Annotated in this window: 21 protein-coding genes; 5 read left to right on the top strand and 16 right to left on the bottom strand. The window is 44.9% G+C overall.

Features of this window, described 5'->3' with window-relative positions:
• Positions 1-113: 113 nt before the first annotated feature.
• The 3 genes from R7Q41_RS12155 to deoC form a co-directional block, all read right to left on the bottom strand.
• Positions 114-1,334, bottom strand: a complete 1,221-nt coding sequence (locus tag R7Q41_RS12155; RefSeq protein WP_318144511.1) for a phosphopentomutase — start codon at positions 1,332-1,334, stop codon at positions 114-116.
• A gap of 68 nt (positions 1,335-1,402) precedes the next feature.
• Entirely contained in the window at positions 1,403-2,731 is a 1,329-nt protein-coding gene (gene deoA / locus R7Q41_RS12150) for a thymidine phosphorylase (protein WP_005380134.1), read from the bottom strand.
• Positions 2,732-2,828: 97 nt separating this feature from the next.
• A complete protein-coding gene (gene deoC / locus R7Q41_RS12145; protein WP_005380133.1) occupies positions 2,829-3,605 on the bottom strand; it encodes a deoxyribose-phosphate aldolase in 777 nt (258 codons plus the stop codon).
• A 90-nt stretch (positions 3,606-3,695) separates the two neighbouring features.
• On the opposite strand from deoC, the gene R7Q41_RS12140 reads away from it, so the two are divergent.
• Positions 3,696-3,830 (top strand): hypothetical protein, encoded by a 135-nt coding sequence (locus R7Q41_RS12140; RefSeq protein ID WP_005391675.1) that lies wholly within the window; start codon positions 3,696-3,698, stop codon positions 3,828-3,830.
• 358 nt (positions 3,831-4,188) lie between these two features.
• On the opposite strand, the gene R7Q41_RS12135 is transcribed toward R7Q41_RS12140, so the two are convergent.
• The 6 genes from R7Q41_RS12135 to R7Q41_RS12110 form a co-directional block, all read right to left on the bottom strand.
• On the bottom strand, positions 4,189-5,472 hold the full coding sequence (locus R7Q41_RS12135) for a NupC/NupG family nucleoside CNT transporter (protein ID WP_005380131.1): 1,284 nt from the start codon (positions 5,470-5,472) through the stop codon (positions 4,189-4,191).
• A 204-nt stretch (positions 5,473-5,676) separates the two neighbouring features.
• A complete protein-coding gene (locus R7Q41_RS12130) occupies positions 5,677-6,450 on the bottom strand; it encodes a TatD family hydrolase (protein ID WP_017635883.1) in 774 nt (257 codons plus the stop codon).
• Positions 6,437-6,634, bottom strand: coding sequence for a DUF5363 family protein (locus R7Q41_RS12125; RefSeq protein ID WP_017635884.1), 198 nt, complete (start codon positions 6,632-6,634; stop codon positions 6,437-6,439). The genes R7Q41_RS12130 and R7Q41_RS12125 overlap by 14 nt, the downstream gene beginning before the upstream one ends.
• Positions 6,635-6,728: 94 nt before the next feature.
• Positions 6,729-8,318, bottom strand: a complete 1,590-nt coding sequence (prfC, locus tag R7Q41_RS12120; RefSeq protein ID WP_005380123.1) for a peptide chain release factor 3 — start codon at positions 8,316-8,318, stop codon at positions 6,729-6,731.
• 285 nt (positions 8,319-8,603) lie between these two features.
• Positions 8,604-9,059, bottom strand: coding sequence for a ribosomal protein S18-alanine N-acetyltransferase (rimI, locus tag R7Q41_RS12115; RefSeq protein WP_005380122.1), 456 nt, complete (start codon positions 9,057-9,059; stop codon positions 8,604-8,606).
• Positions 9,060-9,071: 12 nt separating this feature from the next.
• Entirely contained in the window at positions 9,072-9,473 is a 402-nt protein-coding gene (locus R7Q41_RS12110; RefSeq protein ID WP_005380121.1) for a DNA polymerase III subunit psi, read from the bottom strand.
• A 159-nt stretch (positions 9,474-9,632) separates the two neighbouring features.
• Between R7Q41_RS12110 and R7Q41_RS12105 the strand changes: the two genes are divergently transcribed.
• Entirely contained in the window at positions 9,633-10,079 is a 447-nt protein-coding gene (locus tag R7Q41_RS12105) for a hypothetical protein (protein ID WP_005380120.1), read from the top strand.
• Between the two features lie 62 nt (positions 10,080-10,141).
• Here the strand turns inward: R7Q41_RS12105 and R7Q41_RS12100 are convergent, their stop codons facing one another.
• A complete protein-coding gene (locus R7Q41_RS12100; RefSeq protein ID WP_213907998.1) occupies positions 10,142-10,645 on the bottom strand; it encodes a GNAT family N-acetyltransferase in 504 nt (167 codons plus the stop codon).
• On the bottom strand, positions 10,629-11,156 hold the full coding sequence (locus tag R7Q41_RS12095) for a ubiquinone anaerobic biosynthesis accessory factor UbiT (protein WP_005394645.1): 528 nt from the start codon (positions 11,154-11,156) through the stop codon (positions 10,629-10,631). Before R7Q41_RS12095 ends, R7Q41_RS12100 begins: the two co-directional genes overlap by 17 nt.
• A gap of 363 nt (positions 11,157-11,519) precedes the next feature.
• Here R7Q41_RS12095 and R7Q41_RS12090 point away from each other — a divergent pair, with 363 nt between their 5' ends.
• From R7Q41_RS12090 to R7Q41_RS12080, 3 genes are all read left to right on the top strand, one after another.
• The gene (locus R7Q41_RS12090) at positions 11,520-13,559 is read left to right on the top strand and encodes an EAL domain-containing protein (protein ID WP_318144510.1); all 2,040 of its coding nucleotides are present in this window, start codon (positions 11,520-11,522) and stop codon (positions 13,557-13,559) included.
• A 133-nt stretch (positions 13,560-13,692) separates the two neighbouring features.
• Positions 13,693-14,706, top strand: a complete 1,014-nt coding sequence (locus tag R7Q41_RS12085) for a ubiquinone anaerobic biosynthesis protein UbiU (protein ID WP_005386427.1) — start codon at positions 13,693-13,695, stop codon at positions 14,704-14,706.
• A 20-nt stretch (positions 14,707-14,726) separates the two neighbouring features.
• On the top strand, positions 14,727-15,605 hold the full coding sequence (locus tag R7Q41_RS12080) for a U32 family peptidase (RefSeq protein ID WP_025998719.1): 879 nt from the start codon (positions 14,727-14,729) through the stop codon (positions 15,603-15,605).
• Between the two features lie 51 nt (positions 15,606-15,656).
• Here R7Q41_RS12080 and R7Q41_RS12075 read toward each other — a convergent pair whose 3' ends face one another.
• From R7Q41_RS12075 to rpsO, 5 genes are all read right to left on the bottom strand, one after another.
• Positions 15,657-17,003, bottom strand: a complete 1,347-nt coding sequence (locus R7Q41_RS12075; protein ID WP_318108958.1) for an MATE family efflux transporter — start codon at positions 17,001-17,003, stop codon at positions 15,657-15,659.
• A gap of 124 nt (positions 17,004-17,127) precedes the next feature.
• The gene (locus R7Q41_RS12070; protein ID WP_005380103.1) at positions 17,128-17,550 is read right to left on the bottom strand and encodes a MarR family winged helix-turn-helix transcriptional regulator; all 423 of its coding nucleotides are present in this window, start codon (positions 17,548-17,550) and stop codon (positions 17,128-17,130) included.
• A 99-nt stretch (positions 17,551-17,649) separates the two neighbouring features.
• Positions 17,650-18,570, bottom strand: a complete 921-nt coding sequence (nlpI, locus tag R7Q41_RS12065; RefSeq protein WP_005380101.1) for a lipoprotein NlpI — start codon at positions 18,568-18,570, stop codon at positions 17,650-17,652.
• A 178-nt stretch (positions 18,571-18,748) separates the two neighbouring features.
• Positions 18,749-20,884: a polyribonucleotide nucleotidyltransferase gene (gene pnp / locus R7Q41_RS12060; protein ID WP_054574827.1), complete on the bottom strand. Its 2,136-nt coding sequence runs from the start codon at positions 20,882-20,884 to the stop codon at positions 18,749-18,751.
• A 292-nt stretch (positions 20,885-21,176) separates the two neighbouring features.
• On the bottom strand, positions 21,177-21,446 hold the full coding sequence (rpsO, locus tag R7Q41_RS12055) for a 30S ribosomal protein S15 (protein ID WP_005380094.1): 270 nt from the start codon (positions 21,444-21,446) through the stop codon (positions 21,177-21,179).
• Between the last annotated feature and the right edge of the window lie 30 nt (positions 21,447-21,476).

The following is a 21,476-nucleotide window of genomic DNA, read 5'->3' as shown; positions in this document are numbered from 1 at the left end:
CGCGCTTAAGGCGATATAAGCCAGAGTATTCTCATTTCCGACAAGCAGCATTTACATACTGCAAACATAAAACTAGGAGCAATCAAGCTCCTAGTTTTCAAAAACCTAACTAATTATAGGAAGTTCTTACCGTAATCCATTGGAGAAGTACCGAAGTAACTTGCCAATGTTTGACCGATATCTGCGAATGTTTCGCGGCGGCCAAGAGAACCAGCTGGTACTTTTTGACCATAAACCAATACTGGGATGTGCTCACGAGTATGGTCAGTACCTGGCCATGTTGGGTCACAGCCGTGGTCTGCCGTTAGGATAAGCACATCGTCTTCTTCCATAATCTCTAGCACTTCGTTGATACGATCATCGAAGTACTCAAGTGCCGCTGCGTAACCCGCTACGTCACGACGGTGACCGTAAGCTGAGTCGAAGTCTACAAAGTTAGTGAATACGATCGTGTTGTCGCCCGCTTCTTTGATTTGCTCTAGCGTTGCTTCGAACAATGCAGGGATACCTGTCGCTTTCACTTTCTTAGTGATGCCGCAGTTTGCGTAGATATCAGCAATCTTACCAATAGAAACCACGTTGCCTTGCTTCTCATCAACGAGCTTCTGAAGAACCGTTGCTGATGGTGGCTCTACAGAAAGATCACGACGGTTACCTGTACGCTCAAATTGACCTTTACCAGCACCAACGAATGGGCGCGCGATAACACGACCAATGTTGTAATCTTCTAGCTCTTCACGTGCGATTTGGCAAAGCTCTAGTAGACGGTCTAGACCGAAAGTCTCTTCGTGACATGCGATTTGGAATACAGAGTCAGCAGACGTGTAGAAGATTGGTTTGCCAGTCTTCATGTGCTCTTCACCAAGATCGTCAAGAACTTGAGTACCAGACGCGTGACAGTTACCTAGGAAACCGTCAAGACCTGCACGCTCAAGAATGCGGTCAGTCAATTCTTTCGGGAAGCTGTTTGCTTTGTCAGTGAAGTAACCCCAGTCAAACAGAACAGGAACACCTGCGATTTCCCAGTGACCAGACGGCGTGTCTTTACCTGAAGAAAGCTCTGCTGCATGACCGTATGCACCAATGATTTCAGCGTCTGCGTCTAGTCCAGGTGCGAAGCGACCTGTCGATTCTTTATGCGCCATTGCCAAACCAAGTTTCGATAGATTTGGAAGGCGAAGTGCACCTTGGCGATTGTCGTTATCTGCTAAGCCTTTGTCACATTGGTCAGCGATGTGACCTAGTGTGTCTGAACCTACATCACCAAATTCTTTAGCATCGGCAGTTGCACCGATACCGAATGAGTCTAGTACTAAAATACATGCTCTTTTCATTGCTCGTTCCTTAGGCCCACTCGGCTTTTTATTATGGTTGAGTAGGCCTTGTGTAATTACTTGTTCTATTAGATATCTTCTGCACGAATTTGGCGGTAAACCTCTGGAGTTGGTGTGTATTCACCACCTACTTTGATTGCACTGCGCAGTGCTTTTGCCGCTTCTTCCCATTGCTCTTCAGTGCGAGCGTGGATGACCGCAAGAGGTTTATCACTGTCTGCGACCTCACCTAGGCGGATGAACTCGTCGAAACCAACTGCGTAGTCGATTTCATCAGTAGCGACTCGACGACCACCACCCATAGCAACCACAGCCATGCCGATAGCACGTGTATCCATTGCAGAGACAATGCCCGTTTCTGTTGCGTAAACTGGCTTGATGATTTCTGCTTTTTCTAAGTAGTTGTCGTAGTTTTCTACGAAGTCCGCAGGGCCGCCTAAGCCAGCAACCATCTTGCCGAAGCACTCAGCTGCTTTGCCGTTATCCAGCACTTCCATCAGTTTTGCGCGTGCGTCTTCTGTGTTCTCAGCAAGCTTGCCAAGTACTAACATTTCAGCACATGAAGCCATGGTCACTTCAAGTAGACGAGGGTTACGGTATTCACCTGTTAAGAAACGAACCGCTTCACGAACTTCTACCGCGTTACCCGCTGAAGACGCCAATACTTGATTCATGTCCGTAAGAATTGCCGTAGTCTTAGTGCCAGCACCGTTTGCTACCGCAACGATTGATTTTGCTAGCTCTTCAGACGCTTCGTAAGTTGGCATAAATGCACCTGAACCCACTTTTACGTCCATCACTAGCGATTCCAGACCCGCCGCCAGTTTCTTAGAAAGGATCGACGCCGTAATCAGGGAGATATTGTCTACCGTTGCGGTAATATCACGAGTCGCGTAAACACGCTTATCCGCAGGAGCAAGGTCACCAGTTTGACCGATGATCGCCACACCAGCGTCTTTGGTTACTTGACCAAAAACATCGTTGCTCGGCGTAATGTTGTAACCAGGAATAGATTCAAGTTTATCCAGCGTACCGCCTGTATGACCAAGACCGCGGCCAGAGATCATAGGTACGAAACCGCCACACGCTGCCACCATTGGGCCAAGCATTAAAGAAGTTACGTCACCCACACCACCGGTTGAGTGTTTGTCGACAATTGGACCACCGAAATTCATGTGGCTCCAGTCGATAACCATGCCCGAATCACGCATTGCACACGTTAAGGCGATGCGCTCATCCATGGTCATTTCATTAAAGAAAATCGTCATAGCAAACGCCGCAATCTGACCTTCAGATACCGTGTTGTTCGCTACGCCTTGAATAAAGAAGTTGATTTCATCGGCGGTTAGGACTTCGCCGTCACGTTTTTTACGAATGATTTCTTGTGGTAAATACATTAGTGCCTCCCAAGCTCTTTTGAGCCATGGTTGTAGTAGGATAGAAGAGGTTTGGTAGCACCCGTTTAGGTGCTACCGTTCAGACGTATTATTGGAATTAGTACGCTGTTGGATCAGCGACGTCGTCCGATACTTCTAATGTATTTAGTAGGTTGGTTAGCAGGCTAGACGCACCAAAACGGTAGTGACGAGCATCAACCCAGTTGTCACCTAGGATTTCGTCAGCCATTGCTAGGTATGCTGCTGCGTCTTCAGCAGTGCGCACACCACCTGCTGGTTTGAAACCAACAGTTTCTGCAACACCCATGTCGCGAATAACTTCAAGCATCATGCGAGCGTATTCTGGTGTTGCGTTTACTGGCACTTTACCAGTTGAAGTTTTAATGAAGTCAGCACCTGCTTCAATACAGATTTGAGATGCTTTCTTGATTAGTGCTTCTTCTTTTAGTTCACCTGTTTCGATGATCACTTTAAGAAGAATGTCACCACAAGCTTCTTTACATTGCTTAACTAGTTCGAAGCCTACTTTCTCATCACCCGCCATTAGCGCGCGGTAAGGAAAAACTACGTCAACTTCGTCTGCACCGTAAGCAACCGCCGCTTTTGTTTCAGCAACTGCGATTTCAATGTCGTCGTTACCATGTGGGAAGTTCGTTACTGTTGCAATACGAACCTCTGGCGTACCTTGCTCACGAAGTGTCTTCTTAGCAATAGGAATAAAGCGAGGGTAAATACAAATTGCAGCTGTGTTGCCTACTGCTGTTTTCGCGTCATGACATAGTGAGATCACTTTTGCATCAGTGTCATCGTCATTCAACGTAGTTAGGTCCATAAGTTTAAGTGCACGTAGCGCTGCTGCTTTTAAATCGCTCATTTCTATCTCCGATCAATATTCAAAAAATTCACTACTCAGCCTTACATCACGTCTTTAACTATAATCAACAAGTCGAGACAATGTGAGTAAATGGCTAAACAGTCTATTAATGAACGGACTTGGTTCCCTGAAGACTCGGCATATACAGCGAAAATTTATCATATGCCAATTGCTATCCTTGTCACCGCACAGTACCAGTTTGGCCTATGGCACAACAATCTATGATTGCGGTGTCTTTAATATCACATCACAAAGCAAAACGCCTATTAGATCTGATATTGCAGGGCAATTCATTTGCCCATCGATTATGTAATATTCATTACGTGATTAAGAATCAAGCTTAACCACTATCCTGTGATTAATACATTATAGAGTTTCACCGCAAAACTGTAGCACCAAATAGAGCGCAAACGGTTTGTATCTCAAAATTTCCTAGCCCCTATTCCATTGACTGCGTAATACCTCGACTAAGGCAAACACCCGATGAAATTTTGGAGCCCGAAAAACGAAAAATGCCCCGCAGCAATCTCTTGCTACAGGGCATGATGTAAAACGGCGTCTATATATTAAGAACCGATTCTAATTATAGTGCTGCAAGGCTTAAGCAGAAGCCTGCAATTGTCGCTGCCATAAGGTTAGACAACGTACCTGCAAGAACTGCTTTAACACCCATGCGAGCGATGTCACTACGACGGTTTGGTGCAAGGCTACCTAGACCACCAAGTAGAATCGCGATAGAAGAAAGGTTCGCGAAACCACATAGTGCGAATGAGATGATAGCTGTTGTCTTCTCAGACATTACTTCACCAGTTGCCGCGATTACTTGAGCGTTTTCACCTAGATATGGTGTGAAGTTCAAGTAAGCAACGAATTCGTTCACTACGATTTTCTGACCGATGAATGAACCAGCTGTTACAGCTTCTGCCCATGGAACACCGATTAGGAATGCTAGTGGAGAGAACGCGTAACCTAGGATTAGCTCTAGTGTTAGTTCTGGCATGCCGAACCAACCACCGATGCCACCTAGCATACCGTTGATTAGCGCGATTAGACCAACGAATGCGATTAGCATTGCACCTACGTTAAGCGCAAGTTGTAGACCAGAAGCCGCACCGCCCGCAGCTGCGTCGATTACGTTAACTGGTTTGTCGTCACCGCCGTCCATCGCTTCTTCGATACTTTCGTGAGGCTGGTCAGTCTCTGGGTGAAGGATTTTAGCGAACAGTAGACCACCTGGTGCTGCCATGAATGATGCCGCAACTAGGTACTCTAGTGGAACACCCATAGATGCGTAACCAGCTAGTACACCACCAGCAACAGAAGCTAGACCACCACACATTACCGCGAATAGCTCTGATTGAGTCATTTTTGGAACGAATGGGCGAACAACTAGAGGTGCCTCAGTTTGACCTACGAAAATGTTAGCTGCCGCTGACATTGATTCCGCACGAGAAGTGCCTAGCGCTTTTTGTAGTGCGCCACCAAGAATCTTGATAACCCATTGCATAACGCCAATGTAGTAAAGAACTGAAATCAGTGCAGAGAAGAAGATCAGTGTAGGAAGAACACGGAATGCGAAGATGAAACCGCCGCCGCCGAATACTTCGAACATCTTGTCAGAAACAAGACCACCGAACAGGAATGATGAACCATCGTTACCGTAGTTGATAACGTTAGAAACACCTGAAGAGAAACCGTTTAGTAGATCACGGCCCCAAGGTACATACAGAACAAATGCACCTAATGCGAATTGGATAGCGAATGCGCCACCCACAGTTCTAAAGTTGATAGCTTTTCGGTTGTTAGAAAATGCCACTGCAATCGCAAGAAGCACTACCATACCGATTAGGCTCATAAACAGGCTCATAGTTTATGACTTCCTTATAAGTTATTTATTGGCGTGTTACAAAATGGAGCTATAAAGCGGGGGCAATTATACTCATGCAGAATCAATTAAAGTAATGCCAGCCTCACACTTTCCTATAAGATTCATGATTGATTCAACCAGCTTTGTGAGTTAATTCACAATAAGCAGGAAAACGTTTTCGATTTCAAACCACATCTTTAGATTTTATTCACATATCGAGAAAGCAAAATTGCTATTTTTCCACAGTTGAGAGGCAATCGATTGCTTTCGGCCGTTATGCAACTCTACGAGCTCATTAAAGACGTGAATGAGTTTGGCTGGGTGATTTGACTCCCCTTGATATCCAAGTATAGGCATATCTGGTGCGTCTGTTTCGATTACTAGGTTTTCGAGTGGTAATTTTTGAATTGCGTCGCGTGTTTTCTTAGCTCTTGGGTAGGTAATCGTTCCTCCTACACCGATAAAAAAACCTAATTTGACCCACTCCATGGCTTGCTGATAACTCCCAGAAAAAGCGTGTAGCACACCTCCTCTAGGGAGATTCGCCGCTTTCACCATTTGAATGAGGCGATTGTGCGCTTTTCGGCTATGTAAAATAACTGGGAGCTCGAAGCGTCTAGCCAGCTCAAATTGAACTTCAAGTGTCTTTTCTTGCAACTGTGGGTCAACATCAATGGCAAAATCTAAACCACACTCTCCTATTGCCACGCACTGTGGCCCTTTTTGATTTAGATAGCCTTCTAGTTCTGTAAGGTGCTGCTCAAAGTTATCTTCAAGAAAATACGGATGAAAGCCGAGCGCATAATACAAATTGGCATGTTGCTCTGCCAAAGTTTGAATACGAGCCCAGTTTTGCGGACCGACGGAAGGAATCAAAATTCTTGCGACGCCTTGCGTTTGAGCAAGCTCAAGTTGATGCGCAAAGTCATCTTGAAACACATCAAAATCAAAGTGGCAGTGCGTATCAAAGAGCTTCATCTTGACGCTTTTTATCTGTATCTGCGGGCAGAAAATCAGGAGATCGTTGGGCTTCACTCTTCTCTTCAGTTTGATGGGCAGGGTCTTTTCGATATGGGACACAACTGCGTTTCTGATCGGGAGTTAACCCCATCTCTTTACACCAGTTGTCGTAACGCTTTAGCCCACGTTTAAACCAATTCATATCTTATCCTTATATAAAAACGCCCTTGGCTAAGTTTATAGCCAAGGGCGTTTTAAAATCTAGTTTGCGTTAAGGCTTACCCTAACCGCGCAAATTAGTGCTCACGCGTCGCACGGAAATCAACGTCAGGGAAACGCTCTTTCGCCAAGTTTAAGTTAACCATTGTTGGAGCGATATACGTTAGGTTATCACCACCATCCAATGCTAAGTTCGCTTGATTCTTGCGTTGGAACTCATCCAGTTTCTTCGCATCACCACACTCAACCCAACGAGCAGTTGCAACGTTAATGCCTTCATAAATCGCTTCAACGTTATACTCAGATTTCAAACGAGCCACAACAACATCGAACTGAAGTACACCAACGGCACCAACGATCAGATCGTTGTTCTGTAGAGGACGGAATACCTGTACCGCACCTTCTTCTGATAGCTGAACCAAACCTTTGAGAAGCTGCTTCTGCTTTAATGGATCTTTCAGGCGAATACGACGGAATAGTTCCGGAGCGAAGTTCGGAATACCAGAGAACTTCAGTGATTCACCTTGCGTAAAGGTATCACCAATCTGAATAGTGCCGTGGTTGTGTAGACCAATGATGTCACCGGCGTAAGCGTGTTCTGCACGTGCACGGTCACCAGCCATAAAGGTTACTGCATCAGAGATACTCACTTGCTTGCCAAGACGAACGTGGTTCATCTTCATACCTTGCGTGTAAGTGCCCGATACAATACGCATGAATGCGATACGGTCGCGGTGTTTTGGGTCCATATTCGCTTGGATCTTAAATACGAAACCAGAGAACTTCTCTTCAGTCGCTTCAACTTCACGTTCAACCGCTTGACGAGTTTTCGGCGCTGGAGCCCATTCAGTCAGACCGTCTAGCATATGATCCACACCAAAGTTACCTAATGCAGTACCGAAGTAAACTGGCGTCAGGTCACCTGTTAAGAACATTTCCAAATCAAACTCAGGGCAAGCACCCATGACAAGCTCAAGCTCTTCTCGAACACTTTCCGCAAGGCCTGCACCAACTTTTTCATCAAGCTCTGGGTTATCGAGACCTTTGATGATTCGAACTTCTTGAATCTCATGACCGTGACCTGATTCGTATAAAATCGTTTCATCACGGTGAATGTGGTACACACCTTTAAATTCTTTACCACAGCCGATTGGCCATGTAATTGGCGCACACATCATGCCCAACTCGTTTTCTACCTCGTCCAATACTTCCATTGGATCACGAACGTCACGGTCAAGTTTGTTCATGAAGGTTACGATTGGCGTGTCACGCAGACGCGTTACTTCCATCAGCTTACGTGTACGATCCTCGACACCTTTCGCCGCATCGATAACCATCAAACACGAGTCTACTGCCGTTAACGTACGGTATGTATCTTCCGAGAAGTCTTCGTGTCCAGGCGTATCAAGTAGGTTTACCAGACAGTCATTGTAAGGGAACTGCATTACAGAAGTGGTTACCGAGATACCACGTTCTTTTTCCATTTCCATCCAGTCTGATTTTGCGTGCTGTGCGTTACCACGACCTTTAACCGTACCTGCTTTTTGGATCGCGTTTCCGAATAAAAGGACTTTTTCAGTAATGGTGGTTTTACCCGCATCCGGGTGAGAAATAATAGCGAACGTTCTGCGCTTAGACACTTCGCCTAAAAAAAGGGGATTTGACATTAGTTAATCTTCTAAATTACTTTCATGCTCACAAAATAGGCAAGCATATCTACTATTCGATATTGTGCGGTATTCTCGCTTATTATCGCTGTGCTAGCAAACTGGAAAGACATGAACTGAATTTACTCGGCTCACCAGCCTTTACCTGCAACTAACAAGGGAAAGCCAGCTCCACACAAAGAGATGTAAAAATTCAAAAAATTATTATTACATATTCAAAAGCCTCGAATCCGGATACGCATTTAAAGCATAAGTGTTGATGAGGTAATTAGTAACGGCCTAAAACTAACTCAAAAATAAGTAACTCATGATAATGGCGTCTTCCTTACCATTTCCCGATTTAGCTGGGTAATAGTTGTAACGACGGTCCACTTCATTAAAACCTGCTTGCTCATAAATATGGATAGCTGGGTGATTACTTTCACGCACTTCTAACCAAGCACTCTCTGCTTTGGCTTGTTCACAGTATTCAATAAACGCGTCCAGCAATTTTTGCCCTAGCCCTCTGCCCTGTTGAGAAGGCGCTACTGCAATATTTAATAGTGTCACTTCTCCAACAATATTCTGTCCATAGAAGTAACCAACCACTTGAGAGCCTTCCAGCATCACATGATGGCAAGCACCGCGACTGGATAAGTCACGAACCAAAGACTCGGCCCAAGGGTGAGAATGTGCTTGCTGCTCGATTTGCCAAACTTGGTCGAGGTGCTCTGCACGCATCGGCGTAATTTCAATTGTCACGCATTAGCTCCGTTAAGAAGAGTACGAACAGATTTGTTGCCACAATGCGCGGCGCTGTTCGTTATTACCATCAATATCTTGTAATAGTGGCGAGGTCAGGTGCTTTGCCTTGATGCTTTGATCAGCCTCACAGCCTGCAAACCACACCCACTCTAGCTGATGTTCACCCAGCATGGATAAGCGCTCAGGCTCTAGGTGTAGCGCATCATCAAGCGTGAGCTTAATGCTTTTTAATACGCGCTCAAACATCAATGCCGTCTCGTTTTCTGGACATATTGGCGATACCAATAGGAGTTTACATGAACTTTGCAAATCCAATAATGGCGATTGATAGCCTTCCAGTCTTTCAGGGTGTACCAGCTCCCATGTGCTGATCCCCATTTCACGTAAATACTGTTTCTCGTTAATTGACATTTTCCGTCACCTATTTGAACGAGGGCAATCCTATCAAATTATCGCGATTATACCTAAAGGACTTCAAGGAACACCTGAACACAATGAGATGATTTGGATATTCCTGAACATAGCGTTTTGCCAACGGCCACACATTGGGTATGACATATGAGGTACATTATGAAATTCTTAAATACGCTACTACTTTGCACACTGGTAGCCGCCACCAGCGTGAGTGTTTTTGCTAATAACAGCGATGAGTGGGAGCTGATTGCAACGAAAACCGTTAACTTTCATACAGAAACAGATACCGTGACACCAAATAGCCTATTCCGAAACCGAAGCTTCAGTAAAATAAAACTAAAATGTGTGCAAGGAACGGTAGACATGAATGGTTTAAAAGTCGTCATGACAGATGGTAGTGAGAAAAAGCTTTCCTCTATGGGCGTACTAACAAGCGGATTGTCGACTCGTGCCTGGAGCCTTCCAGGTACAAAAGAAGCCAAGCTAAAACGGATTGAAATGACTTACAGTAGCTGGGGAAGCACAAAACTTAGCCTGCTAGGGGTAAGTAAAAAAGCGAAAATAGAGGTCTGGGGCAAAAAGAAAAGTAACCAGTCATCCTAACCTCCCTATCTCAGTTTTCAGTGAATAAGAAAGAAGCCCACTTAGTCGTGGGCTTCTTTCATTTACAGTTCAGAGAACTCTGGCGCATAGTCTATGCGTCCGGAGCGTCCAGCACATTGACCTTCGACCAACTCTGCGACTCGAAATGCACCTTTAGGGACATCCCAAGCACATTCAAAGCCCATCTCGTTGCATGATTGAAAACCCTGGCGCGCGTAATAATCAGGATCGCCCAACACCACACACACTGGGTAGCCAAAATCACGCAGTGAATCAAAACCTTCTTTGATCAACTCTGCAGCGATGCCTTGGCGACGGTAATCTTCATGAACAGCTAATGGCGCTAGCCCTTGCCATGACAAATCTTCACCATTTAAGGTCACAGGGCTAAATAAAGCATGGCCTATCACCTCTCCCTCATCTGTACACGCGACTAAGGAAAGCGTGAATTTGCTGTTTTCGCGCAAACGCATCACAAGCTCAGCTTCAGCTTCCGTCGGGAAGGCGTGTTTCAATAAGCGGTCAATGGTAAGAATGTCCGCTGGGGCTTCAGTTCGAATAAGCATTCGCTACTCCGGTTGGTTGTGCAGGCGCTTGAACTCCTTTCTGAACAAAATCAGCCAATTGATTCAAAGCGACTTGCATTGCTTTCGGTAACTGCTCTAAGTCGACACTGTCCATTAAGTTTTTCACTTCTAAGCCAAGCTCAGTATCACCTTCAATTGAAAGGCGACGTTGGAAGAACAGTGTGTCAGGGTCTTCTTTACGACCAGCAATCAGTACTAGGTCGTTTAGATTACCACTAAAACTCACATCTTCCTGAACTGGTTTTTCAGCTACCACCAATTTTTCGTCTTGATAGCTGATGTACCATGCTAAGTTCAAGTCTTTAATCGCAACTTTTAACCACTTGTCTTCAAGGAACTCAAAGTCACCATCTTCCAAGGCTTCTTTAAACACCATTTTTAGCCCTTCTAGCAACGCTTTTTGCTGAATTGGCTGTGGTAATAACTGGACTGGAGAACGCAAAATATTAGCTGCGTTCTTTACTAGTTGACTGCGAATCTTGTTTAACACGTTCATTATCCGTTACTTTGTCATTAGGTTGCTTATATTAAGCAATCGTGGCGATGAGATTACTGTTATGTATCAATAAAGTGCTTATTTTAGATTGGTGGTTTATTGCTCACTAACGCTTCTTTTTTTGAACTTACGTGTATTATTGATGCGAACAGGTGGATAAACACTTTTACAACCGTATTTTCAAAGTTATAGTTATCTGAGCGTATCCATGTGATTGTCGACTGCACAGCTAAAACCGCGAGCCCTTTAATGGCAAGTAACACTTTGGCTTGGTGGTAGATCGCCGCAGGCTTATCAGGGTGTCGCTTTTTATACACGGACGAATAATCTGGCTCATTGGAGATCGGTAATACCCTAATGCCTTCCCAGCAATTAAAACATTGGTTTGCCACGCTAACCTCAAATAGCCCTTTCTTCTTTGCCATTCTTGATAAAAAACACAATTATCGAATGGTAAGTGACCGTTACTGCGATATCGCAGGTTTAAGTCATGAGGAAATCGTCGGCTTAAACGATTGCCAAGTGCTGGGTGAACAGTTTTATAAGAAGCTTGCACCATACTATCAGCGCGCGTTCAAAGGGGCACATGTCGAAGCCGAAATCACGCTCGATGAAACCGACCTTGAAACCAGTCTTCACTTTAGTCTTTCGCCAGTTTTTGAAGGTAACGACATTCGCTTTGTTGTTTTTCACGCTGTCGATACTTCAGAAAAGCAGATACTCGTTCGCTCCTTAGAAGAGTCCGAAAGTAAGTTTGCGAAGTTAACACAACTGCTACCAGACGGCTTACTGCTTATCGAAGATGATATTGTCATCTCTGCGAACCCCGCATCAGCGCGCCTTCTCGGACTTAACTCTCCTCATGAATTGTTGGGCGAAGAGCTAAGTCGTTTATTCATCGATGAAAACAGTAAAAAGGTATTTAGTCATCGATTGAGTACATTAATTTCTGACAAACCTTTTGTCTGCTTAACCAGTGCAAGATGCGGCTTTGAACGGAAAGTTCAGCTACACGCGGATTCCACGGCGATATTAGGTAGCGAATCTCAAATTATCCTAATCCAAGATGCTGATGATGCGCCCAAAAACCTGTCTTCTGCATCGAATGAAGACATACACATTGACTCGCTCACCAAACTCTACAACCGCTTTGGCTTCACCAAACGTTTGGAACAGCTGATCAAAAAGCAAACACCGCTTCTGGTGTTCTATTTGGATATCGATAACTTCAAAAACATTAATGACTCACTTGGCCATCATATTGGCGATAAAGTGATTCAAGAGGTATCGGTCCGTCTTAAACGGTTACTGCCAAACCAAGCGATTATTGGTCATTTGGGTGGCGATGAGTTTGGCGTCATTCTGCCGGAGCCAGAAAACACCCGCATGGCTGAAATTTTGTCCGATCGCATTATCTCGTTGATCAACCAACCTTTCGACTTGCACCACTTCAGTAAACGCCTTGCGTGTTCAATTGGTAGCGTTCGATACCCTGAAGACGGACAAGATGCGCGAATCCTACTACAAAATGCCGATACTGCGATGTATGAAGCCAAAGATCGTGGTAGAAATCGTCTGATCAAATTTAACGATCAAATGAACAAAGAAGCGCGTATGCGTTTGTGGCTTGAAATTGAACTGCAAAAAGCATTGCAGCAGAACGGTTTGGAAGTGTGGTATCAACCTAAGGTTAACGCGCGAGACTTCAGTATCAACGGCGCAGAAGCGCTCGTTCGTTGGAAGCATCCAGTCGAAGGGTACATTAGTCCTGGCTCATTCATTCCTGTCGCCGAGCGCGCTGGGTTAATAGAACACCTTGGACGTGTCGTGATGCGTGATGTTTTCAATACGGTAAAACGTTGGAAGCAACAAGGCATACTGCCAGGCCGTGTCGCCATCAACCTCTCTCCCGAGCAATTTGGCAACCCACAGCTGATCGACTTTATGGAAAAGCTGCTTCGCACTACCGAGCTTGATCCAAGCTGCATTACCTTCGAGCTAACCGAAAGTGCCGTGATGAGTGATAGCGAACATACACTGCAAATGTTGAATGCGATTAAAAAGCTTGGCTTCGCTCTCTCTATCGATGACTTTGGTACCGGCTACTCTTCTCTTTCCTACTTAGCGCGTTTTCCTATTGACGAGCTAAAAATCGACCGCGCTTTTATTAATGATATCGACACACTACCGAAACAAGTCACTGTGATTGAAAACATCATTAATCTGGGTAAGTCGCTCGACTTAACTGTCGTTGCCGAGGGGGTGGAAACCCACCAGCAAGCGACCCTGCTCTCTAACCTTCAATGTAATGCGATTCAAGGATTCCATTTTTATCGCCCGCAGCCAAAACATGAAATTGAAGAGCTGTTTGTACAGAATCGTCGTCACAAGAACTAACCCCGACCCGATACCCTTACTCGCAAGGGGTAAATATCGACTTTATTGAGCTAAACCTAACTTAGGTCAATTTCGCTATTCATAATTCTTCATAAAATGCGGACACCTTTTTATTCTCAATGATTGTGAGCATATGGAACTCTTGTGTCCCGCGGGTAACCTGCCTGCGTTAAAAACTGCGATTGATTGCGGTGCCGATGCCGTCTACATTGGTTTCAAAGATGATACCAACGCCCGTCACTTTGCTGGCCTCAACTTTAACGGCAAAAAGTTAGAAAAAGCGGTGCAATACGTTCATGACCGCAATAAAAAAATTCATGTCGCGTTGAATACCTTCGCTCATCCCAATGGCTTCGAGCGCTGGACGAACGCAGTAGACAATGCAGCGGCACTGGGTGTAGACGCGCTGATTGTTGCAGACATTGCAGTGCTGGAGTACGCGGCTCGCAAATATCCCGATCTAGAACTACACCTTTCAGTGCAAGCATCAGCGACCAACGTCGCAGCCATTGATTTTTACAAACAAAACTTCAACGTAAAACGGGTAGTATTACCTCGCGTTTTATCGATTCATCAGGTCAAACAGCTTTCACGCAACATCACTAGCGATGTCGAGTTAGAAGTCTTTGCTTTTGGTAGCCTTTGCATCATGTCTGAAGGTCGCTGCTACCTATCGTCATATATGACAGGCGAGTCTCCAAACACTGTGGGAGCATGCTCTCCAGCTAAGTACGTTCGCTGGCAAGAAACAGAAAATGGTCTGGAATCCCGCCTTAACGACATTTTGATCGATCGCTACAGCGCCGGTGAAAATGCGGGCTACCCTACCTTGTGTAAAGGTCGTTTCGAAGCAGAAATCGAAGGCGAGAAAAAACGCTACCACGCACTGGAAGAACCAACCAGTTTGAACACCCTCTCTATGCTGCCAGAACTATTTGCTGCAAATGTGGCGTCTGTAAAAATTGAAGGTCGCCAACGTAGCCCAGCTTACGTAGAACAAGTCACTCGAACATGGCGAGCCGCGATTGACCGTTACCAAGCAAACCCAGAAGCTTATCAAGTCGAAGCGGCTTGGGATGCCGCATTGGCAAACGTGTCTGAAGGTACGCAGACCACACTTGGTGCTTATCACCGCAAATGGCAGTAGAGGTTAAGATGGATAATTCAATGAAATACGCGCTTGGTACGCTGTTGTACTTCTGGCCAAAACAAGATATCGAAGCGTTTTATGAACAAGCGAAATCAAGCTCCGCGGACATCATCTATCTTGGGGAAACCGTATGTTCAAAACGTCGAGAAATGAAGCCTTCGCATTGGCTTGAAATCGCAAAAGAGCTGTCTGCATCTGGCAAGCAAGTGGTGCTATCAACAATGGCACTACTAGAAGCTCCGAGTGAAGTAAACATAATGAAGAAGTACATCGACAACGGTGACTTCGCGATTGAAGCAAATGACGTATCTGCTGTTCAATTGGCATCAGAGCATAAAGTGCCTTTCGTCGTTGGCCCTGCAATCAATACTTATAACGCACACACGCTCAACTTATTTTTGAAACAAGGTATGATGCGTTGGTGCATGCCTGTCGAGCTATCTCGCGAATGGTTAAACGATACTTTAGTTCAGTGTGACGAGCTTGGTATTCGTAACAAGTTTGAAGTTGAGGTATTTAGCCACGGTTATTTGCCTTTAGCGTATTCCGCTCGCTGTTTCACAGCCCGAGCTGAAAACCGAGCGAAAGACGATTGCGAAACCTGCTGTATCAAATACCCTACGGGTATCCAGGTCAGCAGCCAAGAAGGGCAAGAAGTCTTTAACCTTAACGGCATTCAAACACAGTCAGGGTATTGCTACAACCTCATCAATGACTTACCTACTATGAAAGGGCTGGTTGATGTGGTCCGGTTAAGCCCTCTTGGTATCGACACTTTTTCAGAGTTAGAGCGTTTTCGCTCAAACGAATACGGCGATAATCCTGAAAAGCTCGAAAGCCGCCAATGCAATGGCTATTGGCATCAACTAGCGGGCTTAGAAGTAAAAACCATTTAATCCTTAAAGATAAAAGCGAGGCCTAGCCTCGCTTTTATCTGTTAGCTTTTGTTAGCAGGCTTGCACCTTTGGTTCGACAGAACTCTCATTAAGCAGCTTTTTCACATCTCGCCACAACATACTGATCACGACCAAACTCAATGCAATGTTAGACAATGGGAAAGCTAACCAAATACCTGTCACGCCGAAAAGTTTCGGCATAATGAATAAGAATGGCAACTGGACCAGCATGTTGCCTAGTGTTACAAACATAGCTTTGCTGCCTTTGTTTACTGATTGATAGTACGCGGCCGCCACAACTAAAAAACCATCTAAGAACAACGCAAACATGTGTAAACGAATCCCGATCACGGTGCTATCAATCAACTGTTGGTCAGCATTATTAAACACCGCAACCAGTTCGTACGGGAAAAGGTTCATCAAAACAACGAACGCCACCCCACCAAGCACAGATGTCCCCATCGCGACCTTTAATAACTTTCTGATGTTCTCCTGATTACGTGCACCGTGGTTGAAGCTCACTAAAGGCTGCATACCATTCGCAATTCCTTCTGCTATCAGATAGTAAACCGTCACGATGTACCCCAAAATGGCGTACGCTCCGATCAACATTGCACTTCCGTATTGAGCAAATAACGCGTTGTGCAGTGCCACCATCACAGAGCCGTAGGCGTACATAAAGAAACTTGATGTACCTATCATGATAATCTTTGGTGCAGCATCAACCTGAACTTTGAAGTCGCGGATACGAAGGCGTAATGTTGCTTTTGAAGTAAAGAAGTAACCAATACCGAGCACAGTGACCACTAATTGTGCAAGTGCAGTGGCAATAGCGGCTCCGGTTAACTCCCACTCCAACCAAGCAATAAATACGTAGTCTAATACAATGTTAATAACGGCACCGATGACCATCAAAATCGTTGCTAAGTTCGGGCTGTCGTCATTGCGTAATAAAAACGGAACTGCGATAGAACCCAACGTGAATACGCACGCGACAATCAGAATATGCAAATATTGCAGCGCAAGTTCAAACACTCGCCCTTCCGCACCTTGCCAGCGAATAAATTCATCCGAAAACAAGAACAATATTGTAGCAACGATCGGCATCAATGCCGCTAACAACGTCAATCCGGTCGTTAGGATTCGCTTAGCGCCTTCATGATCGTTCTCTCCTTGCTTGATCGAAGTCAGCGCGCCAGTCCCCACCCCAATCATCATTCCTATACCGAGGATCGAACCGATAATAGGCCACGCAACATTGATCCCAGCTAATCCGTCAGCGCCAACATAACGGCCAATAAAAATGCCATCAACTATTTGATACAAACCGTTTACGAGCATTGCTGCGACGGTTGGAATCGTATATTTCCAAAACTGTCTATAAATTGAGTTTTGCATGACTGTCACCAGTAGTTAGCAAAGCTAACCATTTAATTAGCAAGGCTAACTAAATGGTTAAATTAAATAAAAGAAAGATGAAACAACAAAAACTAAACCATACAGCTGAGGCCTTTGCTTCAGTTTAAAATGACTTATTACTCAATGCTTTATTCAATAAAGCTTGTAACTGTTCAGCTTCTTGCTGATTTAATTGTTGCATCATTTGGTCAGAGATATCTTTGTACACTACCTGCTCCAAAGACATTTTTTCTGCGACTTCTTCCGTAAGCAACACACGCTTAGCACGAGCATCCTCATTACATGCGATGCGTTTCACCAAACCCTTTTTTTCCAAACGCACAACCATTGTCGATGCGGAAGGCTTAGTCACTTGCAGCTCTTCTGCAAGATCGGTTATTCGCACACCCTCAGGGTAAACCTGAATCACACGTAAATAATCGAACTCATTAAAGCTTAGATGTGATAATGGATCTTCTTTGGCATAGACACGCCAAGCTTTGGCGCAAAAACGCTCTAAATCAATCAAGCTTTCTTCTAATGCCATAAAAGCCACCACCACTTAGTTAGCAAGACTAACTATTTTAAATGAGTCACTCATCAAGTTCAATCATAAAAAAAGCCGCTCTCATCGAGCGGCTCTAAATCATTCAATTTCCAGCTTCTTGGCAGCCTTTAACTTGGCCAATCTATCTTGCTGTAATTGATCGTAAATTTGCGCCAACTCCAAGAAAGAATAGCGATGCTCAACATAATCGTAAACGTTGAACGAAATCGCGAGCTTATAAAGTGAGATGGCACTTGCGATATCACCTTCAAGCTGATTACGCTTTCCAAGGTAGAAATACGTTTCCGTCAATCGTTCAGCTAGGCGATAGTTCTCTCTCGTTCCATCCATAATTGCTTTAAGCGCGTCTTCGTCCGAGACGTCTCGCAGCATGATAGCAACAAGAACCCACCCCCACTCTTCACTACGATCTCGTAAATAACGCTGTTGAAGATTGGCTTTTGCTTGCTCTGGATTTTGCTCAGCTTCGATGATGTACAGCCATAATGAACGAAAAGGATCCGTTGGCATTTCTTGATAATGCTTGGTCATATCTTCTAAAGCGAGATCGATTCGGCCACCATAATACAGTGCAATCGCACGGTTGCGCTCAGCATAGGTATTATCAGGAGCCAACTCTATGGTCGAGTCAAACGCTTCATATGCCGCATCAAACTCTCCTACTTGGGTAAAGTATACTCCCAAAAGATTGAAGATGTCCGGCTGAGCAGGATTCAACTGCAAAGACTGGTTAAAGTCCAAACGGGCAAGATCACGTAAACCAACGCTGTCGTAGTAGCTACCGCGCTCATAATGCATTTTAGCGCGCACTTCATCACTAAGGTCGGGACGTTGTAGCAACTGCGAGAGACGCGCGATTTGTACTTCTTGTTGAACACTAGGCTGAAGTGGCACCGCCATCGGTGGATATAACCACTTTTGTGCTGATTGTTGAGAAGTATTTGCACAACCGGTCAGCGCGATAGCAACACATAAAATTGCGGTTTGAAACCATTTCACTAATTGATACTCCTGTTTGGACCGCTCAAGATTTATTTCTCTTAATGCAATATAGGCGATAACCTCGTTTGAGGTTAATACATCGAAACAAACCAAAAAAGGGGAGCGAAAATGCTCCCCTTTTATAACATGCTTTCAGGCCCTTAATCTAATAAAAGGCTGAAAGTCTCATTTTGTCTTACTCGTCTTTAGCAGCTGGTGCTTCAGCAGCAGCTTCTTCAGCTGGCTTTTCTACCGCTTCTTTCATGCTTAGACGTACACGGCCTTGGCGGTCGATTTCAAGAACTTTAACTTGAACTTCTTGACCTTCAGCTAGGTAGTCAGACACTTTCTCTACGCGTTTTTCTGCGATTTGAGAAATGTGTACAAGACCATCTTTGCCTGGAAGAACCGTTACGAATGCACCGAAGTCTGCTAGACGTGCAACTTTACCTGTGTAGATACGGCCCACTTCAACTTCAGCAGTGATCTCTTCGATACGGCGGATAGCTTCTTTCGCAGCAGTGCCTTCAGTTGCCGCAATCTTGATAGTACCGTCGTCTTCGATTTCGATAGTTGTACCAGTCTCTTCAGTTAGAGCACGGATAACTGCACCACCTTTACCGATAACGTCTTTGATCTTCTCAGCGCTGATCTTCATCGTGTGAATACGCGGAGCAAATTCAGAGATGTCTTCACGAGCACCAGAGATTGCTTCATCCATTACAGATAGGATGTGCTTACGTGCGCCTTGAGCTTGGTTAAGCGCAATTTGCATGATTTCTTTAGTGATGCCTTCGATCTTGATGTCCATTTGAAGTGCAGTGATACCAGTGTTAGTACCTGCTACTTTAAAGTCCATGTCACCTAGGTGGTCTTCATCGCCAAGGATGTCAGAAAGTACAACGAAATCGTCACCTTCTTTAACAAGACCCATTGCAATACCAGCAACAGATGCTTTGATTGGTACACCTGCGTCCATAAGTGCAAGAGAAGTACCACATACTGAAGCCATTGAAGATGAACCGTTAGATTCAGTGATTTCCGACACAACACGTACTGTGTATGGGAACTCATCAACAGAAGGCATTACTGCAGCAATACCACGCTTCGCCAGTTTACCGTGGCCGATTTCACGACGCTTAGGAGAACCTACAAAACCAGTTTCACCTACACAGTATGGAGGGAAGTTGTAGTGCAGTAGGAAGTGATCTTTACGCTCACCAGTTAGCTCATCGATGATTTGAGCATCACGCTGAGTACCTAGCGTTGCCGTAACGATCGCCTGAGTTTCACCACGAGTGAATAGCGCGCTACCGTGAGTACGAGGAAGAACACCAGTACGTACATCTAGTGCACGAACCATGTCTTTTTCACGGCCATCGATACGAGGGTTACCTGCAATAATACGGCTACGTACTACTGTCTTCTCTAGATCATGGAAGATAGTGTGGATTTCTTTTGTATCTGCTTCAGGATCTTCAGCAAGAAGAACTTCATTTACTTCCGCAGCGATCTCATGGATGCGGTCGTAACGAGCCATTTTCTCAGTAATTTGGTAGGCTTCAACAAGTTTAGCTTCTGCTAGATCAGCAATCTTATTTTTAAGCGCTGTGTTCTCTTCAGGAGCAACCCAATCCCAAGCAGGAGTTGCAACTTCTGCTTTGAATTCGTTGATAGCTTTAATAGCAACTTGTTGTTGGTCATGACCATAAACAACCGCCGCTAGCATTTCTTCTTCAGTTAGGTTGTCCGCTTCTGACTCAACCATCAATACTGCTGACTCTGTACCTGCAACAACAAGGTCAAGCTTAGAAGTTTCTAGTTCAGTTTGGCTAGGGTTAAGTACAAGCTGACCATCGATATGACCAACACGCGCCGCACCGATAGGGCCGTTGAATGGAATGCCAGAGATAGCAAGAGCAGCAGAAGTACCGATCATTGTAACGATATCTGGCTGAACATCTGGGTTTACAGACATTACTGTCGCGATAACCTGAACTTCGTTTTTAAACGCGTCTGGGAATAGCGGACGGATTGGACGGTCGATTAGACGAGCTGTTAGCGTTTCGCCTTCAGAAGGACGACCTTCACGTTTGAAGAAGCCGCCTGGGATTTTACCCGCAGCGTAAGTACGCTCTTGGTAGTTAACCGTTAGTGGGAAGAAGTCTTGACCTGCAACGGCTTCTTTTTTACCTACAACAGATACGAATACAGACGTATCATCCATTGTGACCATAACTGCTGCTGTAGCTTGACGTGCAATAACGCCAGTTTCTAAAGTAACTGTGTGGTTACCGTACTGGAACGTTTTAACAACTGGTTTTTCGAACATTGTTATTCCTTGTTTCTAATCTTCCTTTAGTGCTTAAAGAAATCTTAGATGTGTTAATTGACACTCAAGGCATTACGAATCGCGACTAGTAAAAAGAAACTCGGAAATTCCTTTTGAATAGTCGCGACCTTTTGGTCGACGTGGTTGACTGTAATGCTATGAGCTTTTGAGAAAACCTCTTACAAGGTTTAGCCGCCAGTATTATAACGGCATAAGTCTAATTTGGCTAAATTTAGGCAACAAAAAAGGGGCATAAAGCCCCTTTTTAGACAAACTGCTATGCAGTCGCTGATTAGCGACGTAGGCCTAGACGTTTGATTAGGTCTTGGTAGCGAGCTAGGTTTTTACCTTTTAGGTAATCTAGAAGCTTACGACGACGAGAAACCATGCGTAGAAGACCACGACGGCTGTGGTGATCGCCTTTGTGCGCTTTGAAGTGACCTTGTAGGTGGTTGATAGAAGCTGTAAGTAGAGCTACTTGAACTTCTGGTGAACCAGTGTCGCCTTCGCCTTGTGCGTATTCTGCAACGATTGCTGCTTTAGTTTCTGCATTCAGAGACATAATTCTCTCCTAATAAGAGTAGGTTTAAAG

The organism is Vibrio sp. 2096 (assembly GCF_033339595.1).
Taxonomy (GTDB): Bacteria; Pseudomonadota; Gammaproteobacteria; order Enterobacterales; family Vibrionaceae; genus Vibrio; species Vibrio alginolyticus.
This window is presented reverse-complemented; position numbering and strand designations above follow the sequence as displayed.